The organism is Paenibacillus sp. CB74 (assembly GCF_055687625.1).
On the sequence record NZ_CM146009.1, the window covers coordinates 1,203,590 to 1,224,607 of the forward strand.

Genomic DNA, 21,018 nt, shown 5'->3' on the forward strand with positions numbered 1-21,018 from the left:
CTCGCGTGCTGATTAAAATGAAGCATAGAATCTGGATTGCGGCCGGAAACTATCATCCCATATCAGGCACAAGTGAGGTTATTTTATGAATCAACCGGTTAATCGGCCCCGGCGTATTGAGTATCTGGATCTCTATCGTGCATTGGCCATCATGGCAGTGGTAGCCATCCATGCGACTTCAACAGCAGTTGCGCATTACCCCAAGCACACGTTAGATCATGATGTGTATTACTTCTGGAACACGTTCCTGCAATTTGCCGTTCCAGCGTTCCTGTTCTTGTCCTCCCTGGTTCTGTTCTACAACTACAGCTCCAAGGTGAATGAGAAGGGTTGGATGCTCGCCTTTTACAAAAAGCGTTTATTCTATGTATGTGTACCCTATGTGGTATGGTCCTTTATCTATTTTACCGTTAAACAGTTGCTTGCGGGTAAAGAACCTTTGACCCATGGTGTGCAATTTGCCAAACAACTAGTGATGGGAACCGCTCATACCCACCTGTACTTTTTTCTGATTATTCTTCAATTCTATATCGTTTTTCCATTGCTTCTGTCGCTAACACGCCATCTTCTTTTTACTCGGTATTTGCCATTATTCTTTATTATGGGCCAAGCAATCTTCTATGCACTGCATTTGCAGTTTCACTTCGAGCGAACAGGAAGTTTGTTACCCAGTTATTTGATTGTAATTGGTTTTGGCGCATGGGTTGGGCTCAACTTTGAGTGGGCATTGAAGAAACTGTATACTCACCGTTATGCACTTATAGTTGCGTTATTGAGCGGAGGTGCCATTTTTATATATGGTAATGCTTATATCAAAACCGCTTTTCCTGCATACCCGGTGGTAACCTATACCGTGTTGTTCCTGTTCCGCAATCTGTTTACGTTGTCAGCCTGCTTGCTCCTGCTGATCTTTAGTGAACGGTTGGGCGCAGGAAAACATACTGAAGTTCGTAAAGCTACGCATGTTCTGGATTCCTTGGGTACAGTTGCGTTCGGTGTGTTTTTAATGCATCCCCTCGTACTGCTCTTCTGGAGACGTGAATTCTCAGATGACCTGGCTCGGCACTTCAGCGTGGGTGTCATCCTATCTTATGTTGTGGCGCTCCTGATCTCATGGATCTGCGCGATGGGATTGCGCCGGATGAAGTGGGGATGGGTCCTGATAGGACGTTAAGTTAAAATAAATCCATGCCATCTAAGAAAAGAGTTTTCAAGCCATCAAGCATTGTAATCGGGTACCCATACACTGAACACGTATAAAAGCAGTGTTTAGTGTATGGGTACCTTTATTTAGAACAATTCTATGGAATCAGACTCATACTAATTGAGAGCGCTCTATCAGATGGAATGAATGAATTGGTTCGTATTGGATCCACTGTTGCTGTTTGTGGTAATATGTATGAATTCCATGGGAACGTCCTTAAGAAGATTTTGACCAAAGATTGCTAGCCAGTCACCTTTACGTCCAAAAGTTAGAGTCTACCTACATAATTTTTTTGCATATTTTAGTAGTAAACCTACCTCGACAACCTCACTTATTTATTTCTACAGATTATGATCAATTTCACATTTATGTATAATATTGTTGATTTAAGTCTAGGAATCAACTAAAATTTAATAAAACATTCCAATTTCTTCAAATGGGGGCGGCTTTTGATGACATGGAATTTGTACAGTATGATGCCCAAAATGATCATGGCTCCCGGCTATTCTGAAACAGTATGTACGGAGCCAAATAGAATTTTGGTAGCGTTTACCGAACAGTCTTTTGAAACGAGGTATCGTGACACCTCGTACTATATTTCCACCAGGGACTTGTTGGTGGGCAACGATCTCATCCTGTTAAACCGATTGTCAGTACCTGTCGTAATCAGCGTTCTGACCTTGGAAAACATGACTAAAATGCGCTTTGGTTTTCCAATGGTATTATCCAGACAAGACGACGGAGTCAAGTTGTTTGTAAAATGCGTTTTAGAGATGTTCGGACAGAGCACTTTCAAACCTGAGTACAGCAAACAACTATCCCTTGAATTCACACGATTTTTCAATATGTACCGGGTGATGAACCAGAGCACCGATAATTTGAAAGGTAAGATTGACAACCGATTAATTATCGTTCATCGCATGATACGAAGTCAATATTCGGAGCCGCTTACCCTTGAAGACATGGCCGCACGAATCAGCTGTAATCCGGTCTATTTAAGTAACACATACAAGAAAGTGTTCGGTTGTTCACCCATTAAATCTCTTCAGAAAATTAGAGTACAAAAAGGACGCGAACTGCTTAAGCATACCGATCTGACGATCAATGAAATTACGAAGTCTGTCGGTTATATCTCTAGTTCACAGTTCTCCGGGTACTATAAAAAATATTACGGGCGCTCTCCAAGTGAATATCGTAAACATCTGTGCAATAAGACAGGGGAGGGAATCAGTGATGGAACAAGTATCTAACTCGATGATTGAAGGAAAAATCATTCAGATTATTCACAATATACTTGGATATCACTTGGACATTCCTCTGGATGAGCGATTAGAGAATCTCGGGTTTAACTCAATAAAATATATTTCACTAATTGTTTCACTAGAAGAGGAGTTTGAGATTGTTTTCCGCGACGAGGACCTGTTGTATGAATGTTTTGCTACAGTGGAGCAGATAGAGTGGAGAATCTCAGGTATGGTATCTTCTGCGTAAGAAATAGCTGGGGAAAATATGGACAGCGACTTATGTTCAAGGCTCTATAATTGAATTATATTCATCAAACAACATGTTAACGACAATTTATGCGATGAATGTATCACAGAAATCGTGCAAAATAAACACTGCGAATTCATGGAATGAGGGTCTGAATTGAAACGATTATGTGAGTTGTTAGATCATTCAGAACAACGATATCCGCATAAAACAGCTTTGATCACAGACGAAGGCCATTTTACTTATAGTCAACTAACTCAGGAGAGGGATCGTATATCCACTTATTTGCAAACCTGCGGTGTAAAAACTGGCGAGCGAATCATACTGCTTTTGCCTCATGGCAAATTTCTCGTCTCATCCATTTTTGCTGCCTCCAGGCTTGGAGCAACTTATATCCTCTTGCATGAGAGTACAACAAGGTATCAGTTGGACTACATTGTTAAAGATTCGCAAGCTTCCTATCTGCTGACGACCGATGCTTTTGTTGAAAAGTTGGCGATGTCATCCTATATAGGGATTAAGGTCATATCAGAAAATGACGTGACCACACATGCAGTGGAGCATAGCAGATTAGATGACCCCGATTACGAAGATCGCTCAGGTAATGAAGTTGCCTGCCTGTTGTATACATCGGGAAGTACAGGCCGGCCGAAGGCTGTGGTGTCACACCACTCCAGCATGCTATTTGTACTGGAGAGCATTCAGTCTTGCCTGAAAATAGAAGCAGACGACGTAATCGGCAATTTTCTTCCATTGTCTTTTGATTACGGGATGTATCAGGTTTTTTTAGCATTTAATCAAAATGCAACGATAGCCTTGGGTCAGCGATCTGATGTGGGCCCGGCGCTCATTCATAAAATAAGGGAATGGGGTATTACCGGGTTACCAATTGTACCTAGCATGGGAGAAGCGCTGATCAAACTTATGCGCAGACAGATGACGCAATTACCGGAGATTCGTTTCATTACCAATACAGGAGCTGCACTTCCTCAAACTTATGTAAACGAATTCAAAACATTTTTCCCGAATGCCCGGCTACATCTGATGTACGGACTGACGGAGTGTAAACGGGTCTCCATCCTTCAGCCGGAATTTCTCGCTGATAAACCGGGTTCTGTCGGAACATCTCTTCCGGGTACAAGTTGCACCATAATCGATGAGAGAGGATTGCAACTGCCACCATATAAGGTTGGCGAATTGGTTGTGCATGGTCCTCATGTCATGATGGGTTACTGGAATGATCCGCAACGAACACAGCACGTTTTTCGAAATATGGCTTCTCCTGAGCGGAGCTTGCACACAGGGGACTACTTCTGGATGGACGATGAAGGTTTCTTGTATTTCTACGCTCGCAAGGATGATATGTACAAGCAAAACGGCTTTCGTGTAAGTCCTACGGAGATCGAACTGGCAGCAGTCGACATCGATGGCGTCGAACAAGCCGCGCTGATACTGACCGGAGACACTGCTGTGCCTATTCTTGCGGTGAGTTCTACACGGACTGCGGATAGCCTTCTCGACGAATTACGAATGCGGCTGGAAGATTACAAGATGCCAGCACACATCTATGTTACAGACCAGTTACCTTTAACTTCGAACGGTAAAATTGATAAAAACAAGCTGAAAACAGACCTGGAAAAGGAGTGAAGCGTTTGGACTATGGAGAGTTGCGGTCGAAATACGGCAGTCCGTTATATATATACGACTTGAATATTCTTCGCCAATCCTGCCACAGGTTGAGAGATGCATTACCCGAGCCTTCGATGTTGTATTACTCTCTGAAGGCCAATCCTCACCCGGCAATCGTTAAGCAGTTGTTAGATTTGGGGTGCAGGGCTGAAGTTTCATCGCTAGGTGAGCTGAATTCCGTGTTAGAAGCTGGAGGATTGCCCCGGGATGTATTGTACACGGGTCCTGGAAAGAGCGAATCGGAATTGAAGGTGGCTGTTGCACAGGGAGTACAATGGTTCTCGGTCGAATCAATGAAGGAGCTGGAAAGATTAAGGTCTGTAGTGTCTTCTGGTACACCTCCAATTCAAGTCATTATGCGAATCAATCCCGATCAGGGCTTGGCTGATGCTGGACTGGCCATGACGGGCACACCCTCTCAGTTTGGAACGGATGAGCAGAAGCTTTTGCGAGAGCTGAAGGAAATGCAGGAATGCGACGAAATTCGTATTGCCGGTTTTCATATTTTCAATGGCACCAATACTGCGAATGCAGAGAGACTTGCGGAATCTTTTCTCTCTTCCATTCAGGTGATTGCGAGAATATCCAAGGAGACTGGAATCCCACTCCAATTCGTGGATTTAGGAGGGGGATTTGGACATCCTTATGCTGTGTCAGGCCCCCCTCCGGATTTTAGTGAAATCAAGGTCCAATTGGAGACTGCTCTCGATGAGCATATGCCGGGATGGAGAATGGGAGAGCCTGCTATAGCATATGAGTCCGGACGATATCTTTCGGCCGCATGCGGTGTTCTCGTTAGCTCTGTTGTGGATATCAAGGAAAGTAAGGGCAGCCGCTTTATCGTTCTAGACAGCGGCATTCACCATCTGGGCGGGATGGCGGGGCTCGGACGCATTCCACGTGTTCAGTATGACATCAATCCCGTCACAGAGAAGACCGACCCTCATCCGGAGTCGACCCACATTGTAGGACCGCTGTGCACCCCTCTTGATTTTTTTAACAAAAAAGCAGCTATGCCTTCCTTACAATTGGAAGAGCAGGTCTACATTCCGAATGTTGGGGCTTATGGGATTACGGCCAGTTTATTGGGATTTTTGAGCAGGGAAATTCCCGTTGAATTGGTCGTGGATGACGGTAACGTGAAGCATGTTTCACAGCTTGCTCTAACACGAAGAACGCATGTGAATGAAATGCATGAAGGGAGGACTATTTATGAGCATGGAATACATTGAACATGAAGTCACGGCGCTGGTAAAGCAGAAAATTCATCGGGATCTGGAGATGACGGACGATCTGAAAAGTGCAGGTCTCGATTCTATGAAAGCGATCGATTTGCTGCTAGAACTGGAAGAGAAGTTTGAAATGACTATTCCCGACGAGTACATGATTAATGATACGTTTGCTTCCATGAGCAACATTGTGAACATGATCCATACGTTGAAGCAAAATGCTTAGCTTTTCTATTAGGGGCGAGGGAGGATGCCATGGACGTACTTTTCATCTATAGCGGAAAGGGTGGAGTCGGAAAATCCACTTTCGCTGTAAATTTGGCCTATTCATTACCAGGGTTAAGAGTAGGATTGTTTGATGCAGATTTTGAAGGGCCGAGTATACCTACCATGGTATCCGGAGTTGAAGAAGAGTCTATGGTAGCAGAAGGACTGGGAATCCACCCGGGAACCTACGCAGACATCCGCATCTCTTCCTCTGGACTGATTGAAAACAACGGCCTCAGCAGATCTCTTTCAGGCAAATATTTGGAAGGTGCGCTGGATCAGTTACTGATAAAAGCCCGCTGGGATGTAGATGTATTAATCGTCGATATGCCTCCAGGGACTTCCGAGATTCACCATCAACTGCTTCGTCTGTTGAAAGGGCGATGTCTTCTGATTACAACGCCTCAGACGGTAAGTTTTGCAGATACTCAGAAAGGGATCGACTTGATGCGACGGATGGAGGTTCCGCTGCTTGGTATCGTCGAAAATATGTCTCAATTCCAATGCGAATGCTGCGGGCATTCCACTGCAATCTTTTCGGGGGATACCCAAGGCATGTTAGCTGTTCCGAACGGTCTGCAAGTGCTCGACACGTTTCCTATAATACCTGAACTTAGTGCAAAGGGGAACGCTGGCATTCCATTTGTACTTGCGAATCCGGAACATCCTGTTAGTGTGCGAATGGCCGGACTTGGACGTCAACTAGTTATTTTACTCACACAAAAGTTCAACACATGGAGTGTACATTAAGGGTCTTACTTTGGTAAAGGGGAGGATGCCGTTGCTAAAACCGTTAGAGCTGAGCAGAGGACTTATCCCGGAAGATATGCTATCGCAAGCGTTAGAGCAGTACGGCATCATTGAATACACAACGTACCCGTATCTCAATATGAATGGTACTGTCGTTCCGATCAACCGGGTTTCGGAGACATCCAGAAAAGCCCTTGTTGAAGACCGGGAGGGAAACCTCTACTTTTTGAAAGAAATTCCTTGGTATATCCGATCCATTGAGCACGCCGTGAGCATAATTAAGCTCCAGCATGAGCTGGCTCTGAAAGGGGTTCGTGTCCCTGCCGTTCAGTTAACTACATCCAGGGAGCTGATTGTACATGCAGGTAATCAAAGTACATTGTACCTACAATCGTATATACCAAACGGCTCGATGTATAATGCCCAGCCTCAACAGATACGTGCTGCCGGGGCGCTATTGGGTGAATTTCGGACTAAGGCTGCGTCCGCATATCCACTACAGAGACTGAGGTTGCCTGAGCAATCTCCTTATGTTTCTACAAAGGATGTACTTGTTCTTTTGCTTAAAAAGTACATGCAGAAACGCAATGAAATGAGCAAAGAGGATCAGGAGCATGTGCAACGTTTTGTCCAGGTTTGCAAGAAACTGGTAGACGAGTGGTGTGTTCAGCATGCTGACAGAGCAGAAGCGGTGACATCGATTGCGCACGGAGACTTGAATCCGATGAATTTCATTTTCTCATCCGACGGTTCGGTGTCGGCGCTGATTGATTTTGACAATGCATGTTTCACCGATTCCCTTGTGGATCTGGCTGAAGGATTGCTTACTTTTTCCGGCATAACCTACCGGTACGGCAGCTCGCGTTTTGAAGCCGTTCATGAATTGGAACCTCAGCCGTTCCAGCAGTTTCTTGAAGGCTATCAAGAACATCATACCCTGCTGGCCGATGAAATTACGGTACTTCCGCTGTTAATGGGCACAACGTGCATCAGGCTGGCAAGTCTTGGTCTCATTCGAGGGGATTGGCCTGTTTCCTCGGCGAGTATGCACATCGATAACATTCGGAATGTCGTGAAGAACTCTCAAGCGTATTTGAGTGAAAATTACTGAACCCACAAGGGGAGGGAGGTTGGACATGGAAAAGAGAACGCTGGGAAAGACAGATATGCATGTAGGCGTCATGGGGTTCGGCAGCTCCCAGATCGGTTATGAACAAACCAGTCAGGAAACAGTGAACCACCTACTGAATCTTGCACTGGATCATGGACTTAATGCTATCGATACTGCTGAGTGTTACCCGAACAGCGAGGAACGAATTGGTCAGGCCGTTTCGGGAAGGCGTGCAGACTTCTATCTATTCACCAAATGCGGCCACTCGGACGAGGACAAGTATCACGATTGGGACCCTGACTGGCTGGAACTGAGTGTAGACCGGAGCCTGAAGCGACTGGGAACAGATTATATTGATGTTTTGCAACTGCATGGCTGCTCTGAAGAGATTTTACAACGTGGTGAAGTCATTCAGACGCTAAAAAAGATTCAGGCAGCGGGAAAAGCGAGATATTTGGGTTACAGCGGGGACGGGGAACAAGCGAAATATGCGATCAAGATGCAATGTTTTGATACGCTGCAGGTGACCGTTAATATTGCTGATCAAATCGCCTTAGACGAGATCATTCCCTTAGCACAGCAGCAGCAGCTTGGGGTCATTGTAAAGCGTCCGCTTGCCAACGCCGCTTGGGTTAATTCAGGGGAGCATAAGAAACGTTATGAACGCCAGCTTGCTATGTGGAAAAGAATGGGCAAGACGCCGGAATCTATGGTCAAGCCAGCAAAAGTAACCTATGAGGAGCGTTTGCTCAAGCTGGGATATTCCTTTCAAGAGGATCCTTTGCTTACGACAGAACTGGCACTGAGGTTTGCGCTGTCGATTCCCGGTGTGCACACAGTCATGATTGGCACGACGAAACCAGATCGTTGGCGGGACAATTATGCATTGGCAAGCAAAGGAAACCTTGCTGAGGAACAATATAAGGCCATTCGAGAGCGCTGGAAGGAACGGATGGACAAGGAATGGTTCGCGGTTCCATAACACCAATAGCAAGAAAGGAGTTGCTTGATCATGGGTCTGAAATCGCGTTTTCTAGATGATGGTTATGCTGTCGTTACAGGAATTTTTGTATCGGATGAGGTGAATCAGCTAAAGATTGCGATGGAAAAATTGATCACCAAGGTGAAGCAGGAACCACTCCGGTATACGACGCGTTACACCTTGAAACAGGAGCCTGATTACGACACTTGGGGTGTAAATAATATTTTCAAATTGGACTTGTACGAGCCCGCCTTCGGAGACGTTTTTGGGAACGAACGTCTGATGGAAGTACTTCAAGAGATATTGGGCGAAGAATTGCGATTTTGGGGAGCCCATGCGCTGTGGTCGCCGGAGAAGATCAATTATCGATTGCGTTGGCACCGGGATTACGGGGATAACGAGTTATATCACCCAGAAGGTATTCCCAACCATGTGCAGTTCAATATTCCCTTGTACCCAGACTCTTGTTTTATCGCGATTCCCGGTTCGCACCGACGTTCACTTTCCGATCAGGAGAGATGGGAAGTGAACAATAACGGGGCTAATCCGTTACCTAACGAGGTTCGAATCACATGTCAACCCGGAGACGTTCTATTTATGAATGCGCATACACTTCATCGCGGAGCATGTACGTCTCATGACTACAGGAGAACGTTGCATTACAGCGTTCAAGGTAAAGAGGAAGCGTATGGAGGACATACTTCCTATCCGGAGATGAAGGAAAAGGCATATCTGGATCAGATGCACCCCACGGTTCAGCAACTGATGATTAATTCTGTCCTATGGGATGAATCTCACCCCCTGTCTCCATCGGAGTTGTTACGCAAGGTAAGAAGCAAGCACGAACGGGAAAAGTATATCGCCGGCCAGGTTTGATTTTAACTCAAAATAATATCCATATGAGGAGAGATGAGCTTATGTTAGGACCTTATTATACAAAAAAAGACAAGAAATTGGGATATCGCGGGAACAACATATACGATGCCTTGGATAACGTACTTGCAGGGCAATATACGCTGGCAGAAGCTGAAAATCGGGTCAAGAGCTTCAGCGAACAGAAGTATTGGGGCGCTATCGCCAGAATTAATCATCAGGTCAATATGTCAAGCAATCTGTTTTTTGGAGAAATGAATGCCCTGTTTACACTGCTGCCCTTGACTACTCGAATGATTTCTTCCCCAGGTGCCGTATACGGTCGCGAGGCCATCAGTTATACAACGGATGTATGCCCTATTTCATTGGAGTGGTTTGATCTGCCCAACAAGGCATTTTTATCAGAGTCCTCACAAATTTATTTGGAATTGTCGGTGCTCCAGCACCAGGTAGATCATGTATACTCCGTGTATAACTCATTCCGCAAGGAAAATGTGGATGCATCCCATCTGTCCGAGTTTCACCATATCGAATATGAAGGCGCGGTTGATCAAGTAGCAAATAAGGAGATAATCCGTCAATTGTTGTTTAGAGTCATTCAGGATTTGCTCAAACATAATGAAGCGGATCTGAGTGTGTTCCTTTCCCAAGATCGTCTGAATCAACTTGACGAAGTCAGTCGCAGTCAAAAAATAACGGAATTAACTTTTGAAGAAGCTTTAGCCGCACTTTACGAAGATACAAAAGATGAAATCTACAACAAATTCACACTTGAACACTTCGGTTCTTGGGAAGAAGTCCGACTCACCGAGATTTATGGCGGATTCCTGGCAATTAGTGAGTTTCCTTTGCTTGAAGTACCGTTCTACCACGCCGAAATGAAGGGTCGGGACAGACGCGTTGCAAACAACACGGATTATATCTGGCCAGGGTATCGGGAAACGATCGGGAGCGGTCAGCGTGTGGGTACCCTTGAGCAATTGAAAGAAAAAGCAGAAGTGTTTAACCTGCCTGAAGAAGATTACGCATGTTATCTCCAGTCCAGAACGCTCGATAACTACAGGGAGACATCGGGTTTTGGCGTCGGATGGGAGCGATTGATCCATGGTTTGCTGGAGATGCCATATATATGGAGTGCCGTTCAGTTCCCAAGAACCAATGTGACTTTGAAACCATAAGGTGGGAAACCATTGATGATAACCAAGTGGGACCATGTTCAGGACAAGCTACTAGGTTTAATCGAACACGCAACAGCAAAGTCTTCATTCTACAAACAAAGGTTACAAGGCGTTACCGATGCCGGCTGGAGCCAAGCCCGTTTTGAGCAGATACCCATATTGGAGAAATCTGAGCTGACCGGCAGAGAAGAATCGCTGCTGACGGACAATGAGGCCAAACTCTATGTCGAATATACCAGTGGTTCCACGGGACAACCGCTCAAATGTTATAAATCAGCTGAGGAAAAATGGAAAAAAGCACGCCTCTTATGGGGCCTTCGAAACACTAATGGAGGTATTGGACCTAAAGATCCGTATGCCATGTTTTATGCCTTCAATGAAGATGATCTGTCAACGGATCCCATATCCATCTACCATGAGGTCATGTATCTCTCCATGCTTGATCTGTCCCCGGAACGACTGGATGACTATTATGAAGCGTTGCTGAAGTATCGTCCGCAGTGGATGCTGTCCGTATCTACCGCACTCTATCTATTCGCGAACCATCTGCTGGAGCGAAAGCTGGATCGGAGCAAACTTCCGTTTAAATATATCGAAATTAACGGAGAGATGTTATTTGACTATCAGCGTAAGACGATTGAAGAGGCCTTTGGTCCCATTGTTTATAACCATTATGGTTCCCGCGAATTTTGGTGCATTGGCATGAGCTGCAGAAGCGGTAATCTGCACTTATCTAGTGATCAATTATATGTGGAAATTGCGAATTCGGACAAAGATGGCTATGGAAACGTAGTAATTACTGACTTGACCAATCGAATCTGGCCTTTGATCCGGTATGACACAGGAGATATTGGCAGGCTGTCTGAACAGAAATGTGACTGCGGATCGCGATATCCCGTTATCGAAGTGACCGGTGGGCGGGCAACCCAATATATTCGATCAGGTGATTGGATCGCCAATCCGATTCTGTTTCATTATGCTGTAACCAAGGTCAACCGGAATTTCCCGGATGCCGTTCGACAATTTCGTGTAATGCAGGTGCAGGAAAAACAATTTATGTTTTACCTTGTGCCTGGCAAGGGATTTCAGGAAGCATCCGAGTTCCTATTGCAGCAAGAACTGCTGCACAAACTGCCTGACGATGTTAACCTGACGATTGTTCATCAGGACAGACTGAGTATGGATGGTCCCAAGTTCGATTATTTTATTCCTTATCGCCAGGCGAATACATGATGTCAGCAATATTACCAAATCATTCTATATCTGAGGGTGAGCATATGTCGCATTATGAAACGGTGTGCAGGCTCGTAAAAGAAGAGCTTGAGGATCGAATTGAAGAGAATTATGTCTTTTCGGGAAAAGAAAATCTAGTTTCTGATCTGCAACTGGACTCCATCATGATTCTTCAGTTGATCATCAAGATGGAGGATGAGTTTCAAATCACGATTGAGGATGATGAACTTACACCGCAACTATTTGAGAATGTTGAAGTGTTAACGGCCTTCGTTGATACCAAGACAGCGTAAAGGATGAATATTCGTGCACATTTCTCTTCAAGGACTTCGATTGCTTCTTGTTGGGGGTTCGGGAACGCTTGGAGGGTGTCTTCTTGAAAAAATGCTGCAAGAAGGGGCGATTGTTGCTGCCACCTATAACCAAACCCCTATTCATAGTAATGATTATCATATGGGTATACAGGATCGTCTGCATGTCGGTCATCTGGATGTCACGAATACGGAACTACTGGATGAATCATTGCAAGTACTGATGGATCGACTGGAATGGGTGGATGGGCTGGTATATAATGCCGGAATTATCAACGATGCGTCTTTAGACGAGATGAGTTATGCTCAATGGCGCGATGTTATGCAGGTTAACCTGGATGGCGCATTTCTCGTCTCTCAGAAGGTCAGCAAGGTGATGAAGGAACGGGGCAGGGGTAAAATCATTCACGTGTCCTCTTACCGCGGTATTGTAGGAAGCGCACAGCAAAGTAATTATGCAGCTTCCAAGGCCGGACTTAATGCTCTGACCAAATCAATGGCACGTGAGTTGGGTTCATTCGGCATTGCCGTTAATGCAATCTGTCCGGGATTTATGCGAACCAATCTGAACCGGCATCATGCTGGAAAATATCAAAAGGCTCTCGATGAGAGTCTTTTGTCCCGCATTTCCACACCGGAGGAGACAGCGAATTTTATTCTCTACCTGTTGTCCGAACACGTTGCCAACGTCAGCGGGCAAATCTTTCAAATGGACAGCAGGGGCTAGACAAAATATACGCGAAGGAGGCGAGTGGATGAAGGATATGGAACCTCGGTGTATCGGTGAAATACTGTTACATCAGACAGAGCGGAGTCCGGATCGGATTGCCGTAACATTCGGCGAGGAGAAGTGCACGTATAAGCAGCTTTTGTCCACAACCGCGGCCTTGCAGTTAAAGATTGAGGACCGTGTTAGGGAAGGCGAAGTGGTGGTGATCTGCTTGCCCAACTCTCCTGCCTATATCCATGCTTACTTCGCGGTTACCTTACTGGGAGCGGTAATCATGCCGCTCTATTCCGGCAGTTCCGAGGCAGAAATCAGGCTGGCGTGCCGCACGGTAGACGCTGCTCTCTGTATCACTACTCACGAGATGAAATCCAAGCTACGTATTCAGAACTTGTCCGTCCTGAGCCAGGAAGATTGGCAGGCACCGGATGAGGAGACCAAGCCCATATACAGGCCTCGTCTTGCAGACGAGGTTGCCTTAATGCTGCAAACGTCGGGAACAACCGGGAATCCCAAAATCGTGCAGCACACTCACCATAGCTTAATTACCAATGTGAAGGCTCATTGCGAATCTCTGTCACTGACGGAGAAAGATACCGTGTTGATTACCCTTCCTATGCCTTTTGGCTATTGCAATACCTCCCAGTTCTTGAGCCACCTGTACCTGGGTGGAGAATTGGTCATTATGACTGGTCTATTTCTACCGTCTTCATTCATGAAAACGATGCAAGAGCAAGACATTACCGTAGTTACTGCAGTACCCACCATGCTGCAAGCGTTGAGCCTGCTGAAATCCGATTATAAAGCGCTGCCCCATCTGCGTTATATCTGCTTTGGGGGAGGACAAGTCACGCCTAACATACTGGAATCTGTTCGCAAGAAACTGCCTTCCCATGTGAAAATGGTGCAAACGTACGGCCAAACGGAGGCTGGTCCGCGTATTACAACCAGGATCATTTCGGGAGTATACGAACCATCTAATGTAGGGCAAGCCATACGCGGGGTTGAAATCTCCATAAGAGATGAAGAAGGGAATCGCTTAGGCGTTCATGAACCTGGTGATATATGGATTCACAGTCCCAGCATCATGAAGGGATATTACCTCAATGCAGCAGAGACGGATAAAGTTCTGCAAAACGGATGGCTTCGTACAGGAGATCGAGGTTACTTGGACGAACAAAATAATTTGTGGCTACTGGGAAGAACCAAACTGTTGATCAAAACAGGAGGAAAACAAGTACATCCTGAGGAAATTGAGCGACTGATCATGGAGCACTTTCCACTGGAGCAAGCCATTGTCAAAGGAGAGGCCGACCCCTGGCTCGGCGAAGCACTGGTGGCTTACATCATTCCTCGCAAGTCGGATACACTTGTTGAAGCTACAGACATTTTGCGTTTTTGCCGTTCCAAGTTATCCGCTTACAAGGTACCTAAAAGGGTGGAAATTGTGCAAACCCTTCCGAGAACCGCTACCGGAAAGATCCGAAGAGATTAAGGAAGGAGGAACTCTTCTGTATATTTATCGTTACGGTCCCTTTCATGTGCAGGTAGATTTTGCATCTCGTCTTCATGCGCTTGAGGAACGAACCAGACAATGGTACTCACACGTCTTGATAGATGATCAGCCGGAAAAGATGGATCATCACTGCAGGATCGAAGCTTGGGACACAAGCCCTTGGATTAACAACCCGGAACGAGACGAAGTAATTTGGGGCGAAGACCGGGTAGAAATTCGTTCCAGCCTTCAGTTCAATTATAACATCGACTGGGATTCTGCTTGGAACAGCAGACTGCATTTCGTTCAGCGGACGGGGTATGACGAATATGAAGATCGGTCATGGGAATTCTCTCAACGGATTTCTCTTTTTCCCAAATTGATGGACATGAACGCATTTCTCTTGCACTCGGTATGTGTTGTAGGTCAAGACGGAAAAGCGATTATTTTCCTAGGAACAAGCGGAGCCGGTAAATCGACGATTGCCCAGAAAGCAATCGATTCAGGGTACTCCGTCATTACTGATGACACGGCGTTGCTGATGTTTGTCGAGCATGAATTGAGAGTATATGCCACGCCGTATATTTCCCGATCTGGTCTTATTGGACAGCCTGGATTCTGGACGGTCGGTGCGTTTGTTCTGTTGGGGAAGGATGCTGTTAATACTGTCATACCGGCCAGCAGACAACCGTTTGTACAATCTCTGCAGGAACGAATTTTTGAAACACAGTATCTCACTCATATCTTCTCATTCTCCAGCGGCGGACTAGGTGGCGACATTGCCAAACGATTGCTGGGGTATACACGTAAAATTACGAGGCAGTACAAGGCTTATCATCTCCAATTCAATCTGCAGTTGAAGCTGGATGACGTGATGGGCGAATTCCTATCTGGGGAGGGGCAACATGTACGTTAACGTACGCGCTATGATCGAAAGAGTGGTGAACGGTGAGCTTCAACTTTATTTACAGATTCGGGACAAGCCCAATCAACCCAAAGCATGGGAATTGCCTGGAGGGCAACTCGAAGAGTATGAGTCCATGATCGATGGACTGAAACGGGAGGTCAGGGAAGAAACAGGCCTTGAACTGACTCGCATTGCAGGTAAGGATACGTATTTGCAGGTAAGAACCAACACAGGTTTACTGGAGGGCATTCAACCTTTTGCTGTCTACCAGACACTGGAGGGACCTATCGATTCAATGGGCGTGTATTTTCGCTGCGAAGCTGAAGGCATAGCCTTGCAGTCTGGCGATCAGGCTCGTGACGGACGTTGGATACCTGTCAAAGAATTAAGGCAAATGGCAGAGCAGGATTTGGAAGCCTTCAGCTGGATTGATTCTGTGGGTATCCAGTTGTATCTGCAATCGGAAGATAATAAATCATTTCAACCATTGGAGAAGGGGGATTTAAGATGAGCAAAACAACACACGACACCATTGCGTATTTCAAAAATAAAGCGGACAAGTACGACTTGGTAGAGGAACAGGCATATTGGCAGCTCTCCGACCAGCTGTTATGGAACGTTTTCAAAAAAGAGGTCTTGGATCGATTACCCGCCGGGTTCACGTTTTTTGACGCGGGTGGAGGGACTGGTCGCTGGTCGCTTAAAGTCCTTCAAGAATACCCGGAGAGCACCGGATATACGTATGATCTGTCGGAAGACATGCTGAGACAAGCGAAGGCCAAACGCGAAGCGAATGATCTTCAGGATAGATGGACGATCCGGCAAGGTGACCTTCATGCTATTGAAGGCGTACAGCCGGCATCCGTGGATGTCTGTTTTAACTTTCATAACGTATTGGGATTTGTGGAAGAGCCGCTTAAAATGCTGCATGAAGTCGTAAAGTTGCTTAAACCCAAGGGATACTTAGTATCGTTTACACCTAATCTGTACCATGCCCTGTACTTTAATATTTCCCTGGGCAGAATTGAAGAGGCACGGAAGTTAACGGGCGGCAAAGGGCGCTTCACGCTAGAAATGCCTGATATTTATATGTTTACTCCCAAGCAGCTTCAAGAATATTACCTTGAATGCGGGCTGAAGGTATTAAATCTTAAAGGCTTCCCTGCCTTCATTTATCCTGGATTTCTAGAGACACAGATTGAGGGTAACACCCAAACCTTGAGTGAGATTTTGTCTGATCCGGCTGTGTTCGAGAGCATTTTGGAGATTGAATCCCAGTATCTTGACGTAGAAGAACTTGTATCGCGTGGAAACAATATTTTTATTGTCGGGCAGAAGTAATTCTCTTCCAAGGCGAAAGGAGCTGTTTGCCATGTCATCAGATTCTACCCTAACCGATGAAGAAAGAGTGGTTTTATTGTGTTCAAAACCTGCTCTTCGGAATGCGGAGGTTGAAGATTTTCGTCAATTAATGGCTGCTCACATGGACTGGAGCCGAGTATTCGGCATGCTGCATACCCATGGTGTGATGGGAACCGCATGGCAGAATATCGAGCGTTACTTTTTGGTGAAAGGCACGGAGAAGGCAGTCTACGGGAAATTCGTTAGTTCGGTCAAGCAAATGTATCATATGCAAAAAATGCGGGGCGAACAACAGTGCAGATTCACCCTTGATATTTGCCATGAGTTGGACAAGCGAAGTATTCAATACAGTTTGCTGAAAGGGATCGTACTTTCCCAAGTCGCCTATGGGGATCTAGGAAGCCGGGATTTCAAAGATAATGATATGCTAATACATTCAAGTCAGATTGATGAAGCGATAGCGATTATGAAGGAAATGGGATACGTGCAGGGGATGATTAACTATAAAACGAATTCGGTTACCCCGCTACCTCGCAGGGAAATTATGATCCGATCGATGGTGTCCCATGAAGTCATCCCTTTGATCAAATATATCGAAAATAGTCCGTTTCTCGAATATCATGCGCTGGATTTGCAATTTTCGCTTGATCTCATGACCAGCCGCCGAACAGATACGGCAGTGCAGCAAATGCTGGAGAGAAGCCAGATTATTGATGTTGCAGGACATCCTGTTCGCACTTTGGAATGGGAAGATCTGCTGTTATTCATGCTTATCCATCTTACCCGCGAAGCAACAAGTGAATTGGATGTTATGGCCTACAAGGATATCCTGCTCTATAAATTCATGGACATTCACCGATTCCTGGACAGCCCTCAAGTGAATGTGGATTGGGATAAGGTACTGCAGCGGGCTCAGGATTTGAATTTCCAAAAGGAAGTATTCTATGCCCTGCATTATACGCAGATCCTTTATGGCGAGGCCGGACCGGAAGGATTCCTGGACAAGCTGAATATTGAAGATCGGGAATTCCTCGATCAGGTGTATCGGTACAACAGTGAAGATATTGCTATCCGTTGGCAGAATTCCTTTGAGGAACGTTTATTTGATACGAATCGACCGTTCAAACTTCAGAAGAGCAATCCAATCGTTCCAGGGAAAAGATGAAGCATTTCTGACCAAATCCATTTGAGTGAAAGGGATTTTGATATGCGATATTCGTATGAAGTATCCGAAGTCACGGACACATTGTCCGAGGTAAGAATGGCGGCAAAGCGATTTGCTGAAAGGGCCGGTGACCTTGACCGGGATGGGTCCTTCCCCAAAGAAAATATAGCTGACTTGAAGTCTGCAAGCCTGATGTCAGCATCAATCCCTAGCCGGTCAGGCGGTGAACGGCCTTCACTCCGTTCCTTGTCCTCTATGGCAGAACTTTTGGCAAGCGGGTGCTTATCCACGGGAATGATATGGGCCATGCACATACAGCAGGTGGAGGTATTAATCCGTCAAGAACAGAATGATTTTTCAGATCATCTTCTGTCCAGACTGCAGGAGGAACAGCCCTTAATCGCCTCAGTCACAACTGAAAAAGAAAAAGGGGGGCACTTGCTCTCGTCCCAAAGTCCGATGGTTACCAATGGAAGCTCGCTCTATATTGACCGAGATGCTCCAGTCGTAACCGGAGGTGAGTACGCTGATTGGTTTCTCATCACAATGAAACCTTCTGATGAAAGTCCCGACAGTGACGTTCAACTGGTTTTTGCCGAACGACATCAACTGGAACTGGAAAGTGTCTCCGATTGGCATGCCATGGGGATGAGAGGGACCGGCAGTGTGGGCATGCACATTCGTGGCTCAATTGAAGAAGAACAGCTGATCGGTGCAGCAATAGACTTCAAACCGTTAGCTGTACAGACGATGATTCCCATGGGACATATTTTATGGTCTGCCTGTTGGCTTGGAGCCGCTAAGGGAGTATACGAAGGGTTAATACAACTCATCCGTAATCCGCAAAATCGTTCCCGCTTCAATTTGCAGTCCGAGTTGCTCTATGCAAGGCTTGCAAGGATTCGACTGCAGTTGGACACAGTTAACATATACCTGAACGAGATGATCAAACAGTATGAAGATCATTCCAATCAGGGGAATATGAAGCTGCTTGAAGCGCCGCGGTTCAATATTCACATCAATAATCTTAAAATTTTGGCATCAGAGACTCTTTTTCAGGCAACGGATCAAATGATAGACATTGCAGGACTATCCTACGGATATACCGCTAATGACCAGCTTCCCTTGGAAAGGGCTTTCCGGGATTTGCGTTCTGCAAGTCTGATGTATCACAATGATCGGCTGTTACTGGCGAACGGAAAGCTGAATTTAATAGATCACAGGTTGCTGCCTTGAAAGGGCGCAAAGTTTGAGGGTGACATATGAAGGATAATGTCTCAGCAGCAATACAATCTAAACGATCGGTACCTCCCCAAGACTCACTATTTAAAACTTATCGATGGGTCCTGTCTTATGTGCAAAAATATTATGGCATGTTTTGGCTGCTGGTGTGTTGCGGTATTGGAGTCACGTTCATTCAGGTTTCCATTCCCAAGGGTGTTCAGTACTTCATCGATATCATCGTTCCATCCGCAGACGTGATCCGATTCCGATGGCTCATTATACTGTTGGTTGCCGGCATGTTTCTGATGTTTGGTCTGATGGCATGGCAAAATCTGTTGCAGAGGTCCATTCAGGAGAAGGCGGCACGAGATCTGCAATACGATATTTTTAGTCATATGAGGAAGCTGGGGTATTCTTATTTTCAACAACGCCCTGTTGGTGAAAGCTTGTCGTTTATGAACACGGAAGTGAGTATTCTGCAGGACTTCTATCGGTTTCTTCTTCCGCATACGATTCAAAACATTGTAGTCTCTATTGTATCTGTCACAGTGATGTGTGCCATTAGCATTCCTTTAACACTGATCATGGTGCCGTGCCTGCTTCTCTATTATCTGGTCGGACCATCCATCGAAAGAAAGGCTACCATCTTGGCCAAGCAGAATACGGAACAGCGCATAGCCTATAATCAAAAAGTATACGAGAGTGTGTCAGCTCTGACCGAAATGCGTGCTCACGGAGCCGAGGACTGGGATTGGAAACGGTTCAAGGGACACATGCAGCCTTTTTTGGATGGAAGGGTTCGCATGTTATGGATGGCTTTTTGGAGGGGAACGATACGCCGATTATCCTATTACGTCGGTGGGGTGGCAGTCATCCTGTACGGCATTCACTTGGTCAAGGAACAGGCGTTGAGCGTAGGAGAGATGTCTGCATATTTGCTTTACTATTTTCAGGTCATGCAAACGGTAACTCTGGTCATTACGGTTATTACGGAGCAGAAAGTTCTGATGCATCAAGCTTCCAAAATCCATCGCTTCATGCAAACAGAACCTCAGGTTGTCGAAGAGGCCGCACCTATCTGCTTGAAGGAAATCAGAGGAGAGATTCGGTTCGAACACGTCACATATCGATACAACAAGGGTCCGGAAGTGCTCGCGGATTTTAATCTGGTGATTAAGACCGGTCAACGAGTGGCCATCGTAGGTCCGAGTGGACACGGAAAATCTACCCTGCTTCAGCTTCTGGTTCGTTTTTATGATCCACAGCAGGGCGAAATTCTGTTGGACGGAGTACCTATACGAAAACTTTCATTTGCACAATTACGAGAAAGTATAGGATATGTGTCTCAGGAAACGTATCTTTTTGGCGATACCATTCGCAATAATATTCTTTTTGGTCATCCGGATGCGACAGAGGAAGACATGATCCAGGCGGCCAAGGCCGCATATGCTCATGATTTCATCTCTGCTCAGCCGGATGGATATGACACGCTGCTTGGGGAAAGAGGCGTTAACTTGTCCGGAGGTCAAAAGCAGCGTATATCCATTGCACGTATGTTTATCAAGAAACCTTCTATTCTATTGCTTGATGAGGCAACGTCCGCGCTTGATACAGCGAGTGAACAAGAAGTACAGCAAGCCCTGGAACGTCTCCTGCTAGGCCGGACGACCATTGCCGTTGCTCATCGGTTATCTACCATTAAGGATTATGATGTAATTGTTGTACTCGAACATGGACAAATTCGGGAAATGGGAAGCCACGAGGAATTGATGAGAAGACAGGGAGCGTATTATCAGCTGAATTCGGGAGAGGAGGGGTGA

The 21,018-nt window shown here is 45.8% G+C and carries 21 protein-coding genes; all 21 read left to right on the top strand.

Going from position 1 to position 21,018, the window contains the following annotated elements:
- The first annotated feature begins 85 nt into the window (after positions 1-85).
- The 21 genes from ACX9NY_RS05535 (at position 86) to ACX9NY_RS05635 (ending at position 21,018) form a co-directional block, all read left to right on the top strand.
- Positions 86-1,174, top strand: coding sequence for an acyltransferase (locus tag ACX9NY_RS05535; RefSeq protein WP_339255964.1), 1,089 nt, complete (start codon positions 86-88; stop codon positions 1,172-1,174).
- Positions 1,175-1,656: 482 nt separating this feature from the next.
- Positions 1,657-2,454, top strand: a complete 798-nt coding sequence (locus ACX9NY_RS05540; RefSeq protein WP_472477464.1) for a helix-turn-helix domain-containing protein — start codon at positions 1,657-1,659, stop codon at positions 2,452-2,454.
- The gene (locus ACX9NY_RS05545; protein WP_339234815.1) at positions 2,438-2,695 is read left to right on the top strand and encodes an acyl carrier protein; all 258 of its coding nucleotides are present in this window, start codon (positions 2,438-2,440) and stop codon (positions 2,693-2,695) included. Before ACX9NY_RS05540 ends, ACX9NY_RS05545 begins: the two co-directional genes overlap by 17 nt.
- 156 nt (positions 2,696-2,851) lie before the next feature.
- On the top strand, positions 2,852-4,342 hold the full coding sequence (locus ACX9NY_RS05550; protein WP_472477466.1) for a class I adenylate-forming enzyme family protein: 1,491 nt from the start codon (positions 2,852-2,854) through the stop codon (positions 4,340-4,342).
- A 5-nt stretch (positions 4,343-4,347) separates the two neighbouring features.
- Positions 4,348-5,616, top strand: coding sequence for a type III PLP-dependent enzyme domain-containing protein (locus tag ACX9NY_RS05555; protein ID WP_472477468.1), 1,269 nt, complete (start codon positions 4,348-4,350; stop codon positions 5,614-5,616).
- The gene (locus tag ACX9NY_RS05560) at positions 5,597-5,839 is read left to right on the top strand and encodes a phosphopantetheine-binding protein (protein WP_339234808.1); all 243 of its coding nucleotides are present in this window, start codon (positions 5,597-5,599) and stop codon (positions 5,837-5,839) included. Before ACX9NY_RS05555 ends, ACX9NY_RS05560 begins: the two co-directional genes overlap by 20 nt.
- Positions 5,840-5,868: 29 nt before the next feature.
- Complete coding sequence (locus ACX9NY_RS05565) at positions 5,869-6,630, top strand: P-loop NTPase (RefSeq protein ID WP_472477470.1); 762 nt, start codon at positions 5,869-5,871, stop codon at positions 6,628-6,630.
- Positions 6,631-6,661: 31 nt separating this feature from the next.
- Positions 6,662-7,741 carry a phosphotransferase enzyme family protein gene (locus tag ACX9NY_RS05570; protein WP_472477473.1) on the top strand — a complete coding sequence of 360 codons (1,080 nt, stop codon included), beginning with the start codon at positions 6,662-6,664 and terminating at the stop codon, positions 7,739-7,741.
- Between the two features lie 25 nt (positions 7,742-7,766).
- Positions 7,767-8,723 (top strand): aldo/keto reductase, encoded by a 957-nt coding sequence (locus ACX9NY_RS05575; protein WP_472477475.1) that lies wholly within the window; start codon positions 7,767-7,769, stop codon positions 8,721-8,723.
- 30 nt (positions 8,724-8,753) lie between these two features.
- Positions 8,754-9,599 (top strand): phytanoyl-CoA dioxygenase family protein, encoded by an 846-nt coding sequence (locus ACX9NY_RS05580; protein ID WP_472477477.1) that lies wholly within the window; start codon positions 8,754-8,756, stop codon positions 9,597-9,599.
- 41 nt (positions 9,600-9,640) lie between these two features.
- Positions 9,641-10,774 carry an amino acid--tRNA ligase-related protein gene (locus ACX9NY_RS05585; protein ID WP_472477479.1) on the top strand — a complete coding sequence of 378 codons (1,134 nt, stop codon included), beginning with the start codon at positions 9,641-9,643 and terminating at the stop codon, positions 10,772-10,774.
- A gap of 15 nt (positions 10,775-10,789) precedes the next feature.
- Positions 10,790-12,007, top strand: a complete 1,218-nt coding sequence (locus ACX9NY_RS05590) for a phenylacetate--CoA ligase family protein (protein ID WP_472477481.1) — start codon at positions 10,790-10,792, stop codon at positions 12,005-12,007.
- Between the two features lie 44 nt (positions 12,008-12,051).
- A complete protein-coding gene (locus ACX9NY_RS05595) occupies positions 12,052-12,300 on the top strand; it encodes a phosphopantetheine-binding protein (protein ID WP_253438113.1) in 249 nt (82 codons plus the stop codon).
- A gap of 13 nt (positions 12,301-12,313) precedes the next feature.
- Positions 12,314-13,045: an SDR family oxidoreductase gene (locus tag ACX9NY_RS05600; RefSeq protein WP_472477484.1), complete on the top strand. Its 732-nt coding sequence runs from the start codon at positions 12,314-12,316 to the stop codon at positions 13,043-13,045.
- Positions 13,046-13,073: 28 nt separating this feature from the next.
- The gene (locus tag ACX9NY_RS05605) at positions 13,074-14,540 is read left to right on the top strand and encodes a class I adenylate-forming enzyme family protein (protein WP_472477486.1); all 1,467 of its coding nucleotides are present in this window, start codon (positions 13,074-13,076) and stop codon (positions 14,538-14,540) included.
- Positions 14,541-14,586: 46 nt separating this feature from the next.
- Positions 14,587-15,456 (top strand): hypothetical protein, encoded by an 870-nt coding sequence (locus ACX9NY_RS05610; RefSeq protein ID WP_472477488.1) that lies wholly within the window; start codon positions 14,587-14,589, stop codon positions 15,454-15,456.
- Positions 15,446-15,958: an NUDIX hydrolase gene (locus tag ACX9NY_RS05615; protein WP_472477490.1), complete on the top strand. Its 513-nt coding sequence runs from the start codon at positions 15,446-15,448 to the stop codon at positions 15,956-15,958. The genes ACX9NY_RS05610 and ACX9NY_RS05615 overlap by 11 nt, the downstream gene beginning before the upstream one ends.
- Positions 15,955-16,788, top strand: a complete 834-nt coding sequence (locus tag ACX9NY_RS05620; RefSeq protein WP_472477492.1) for a class I SAM-dependent methyltransferase — start codon at positions 15,955-15,957, stop codon at positions 16,786-16,788. The genes ACX9NY_RS05615 and ACX9NY_RS05620 overlap by 4 nt, the downstream gene beginning before the upstream one ends.
- Positions 16,789-16,819: 31 nt before the next feature.
- The gene (locus ACX9NY_RS05625) at positions 16,820-17,974 is read left to right on the top strand and encodes a nucleotidyltransferase domain-containing protein (protein ID WP_472477494.1); all 1,155 of its coding nucleotides are present in this window, start codon (positions 16,820-16,822) and stop codon (positions 17,972-17,974) included.
- Positions 17,975-18,016: 42 nt separating this feature from the next.
- Positions 18,017-19,210, top strand: a complete 1,194-nt coding sequence (locus ACX9NY_RS05630) for an acyl-CoA dehydrogenase family protein (RefSeq protein ID WP_472477496.1) — start codon at positions 18,017-18,019, stop codon at positions 19,208-19,210.
- 119 nt (positions 19,211-19,329) lie between these two features.
- The gene (locus tag ACX9NY_RS05635; protein ID WP_472477498.1) at positions 19,330-21,018 is read left to right on the top strand and encodes an ABC transporter ATP-binding protein; all 1,689 of its coding nucleotides are present in this window, start codon (positions 19,330-19,332) and stop codon (positions 21,016-21,018) included.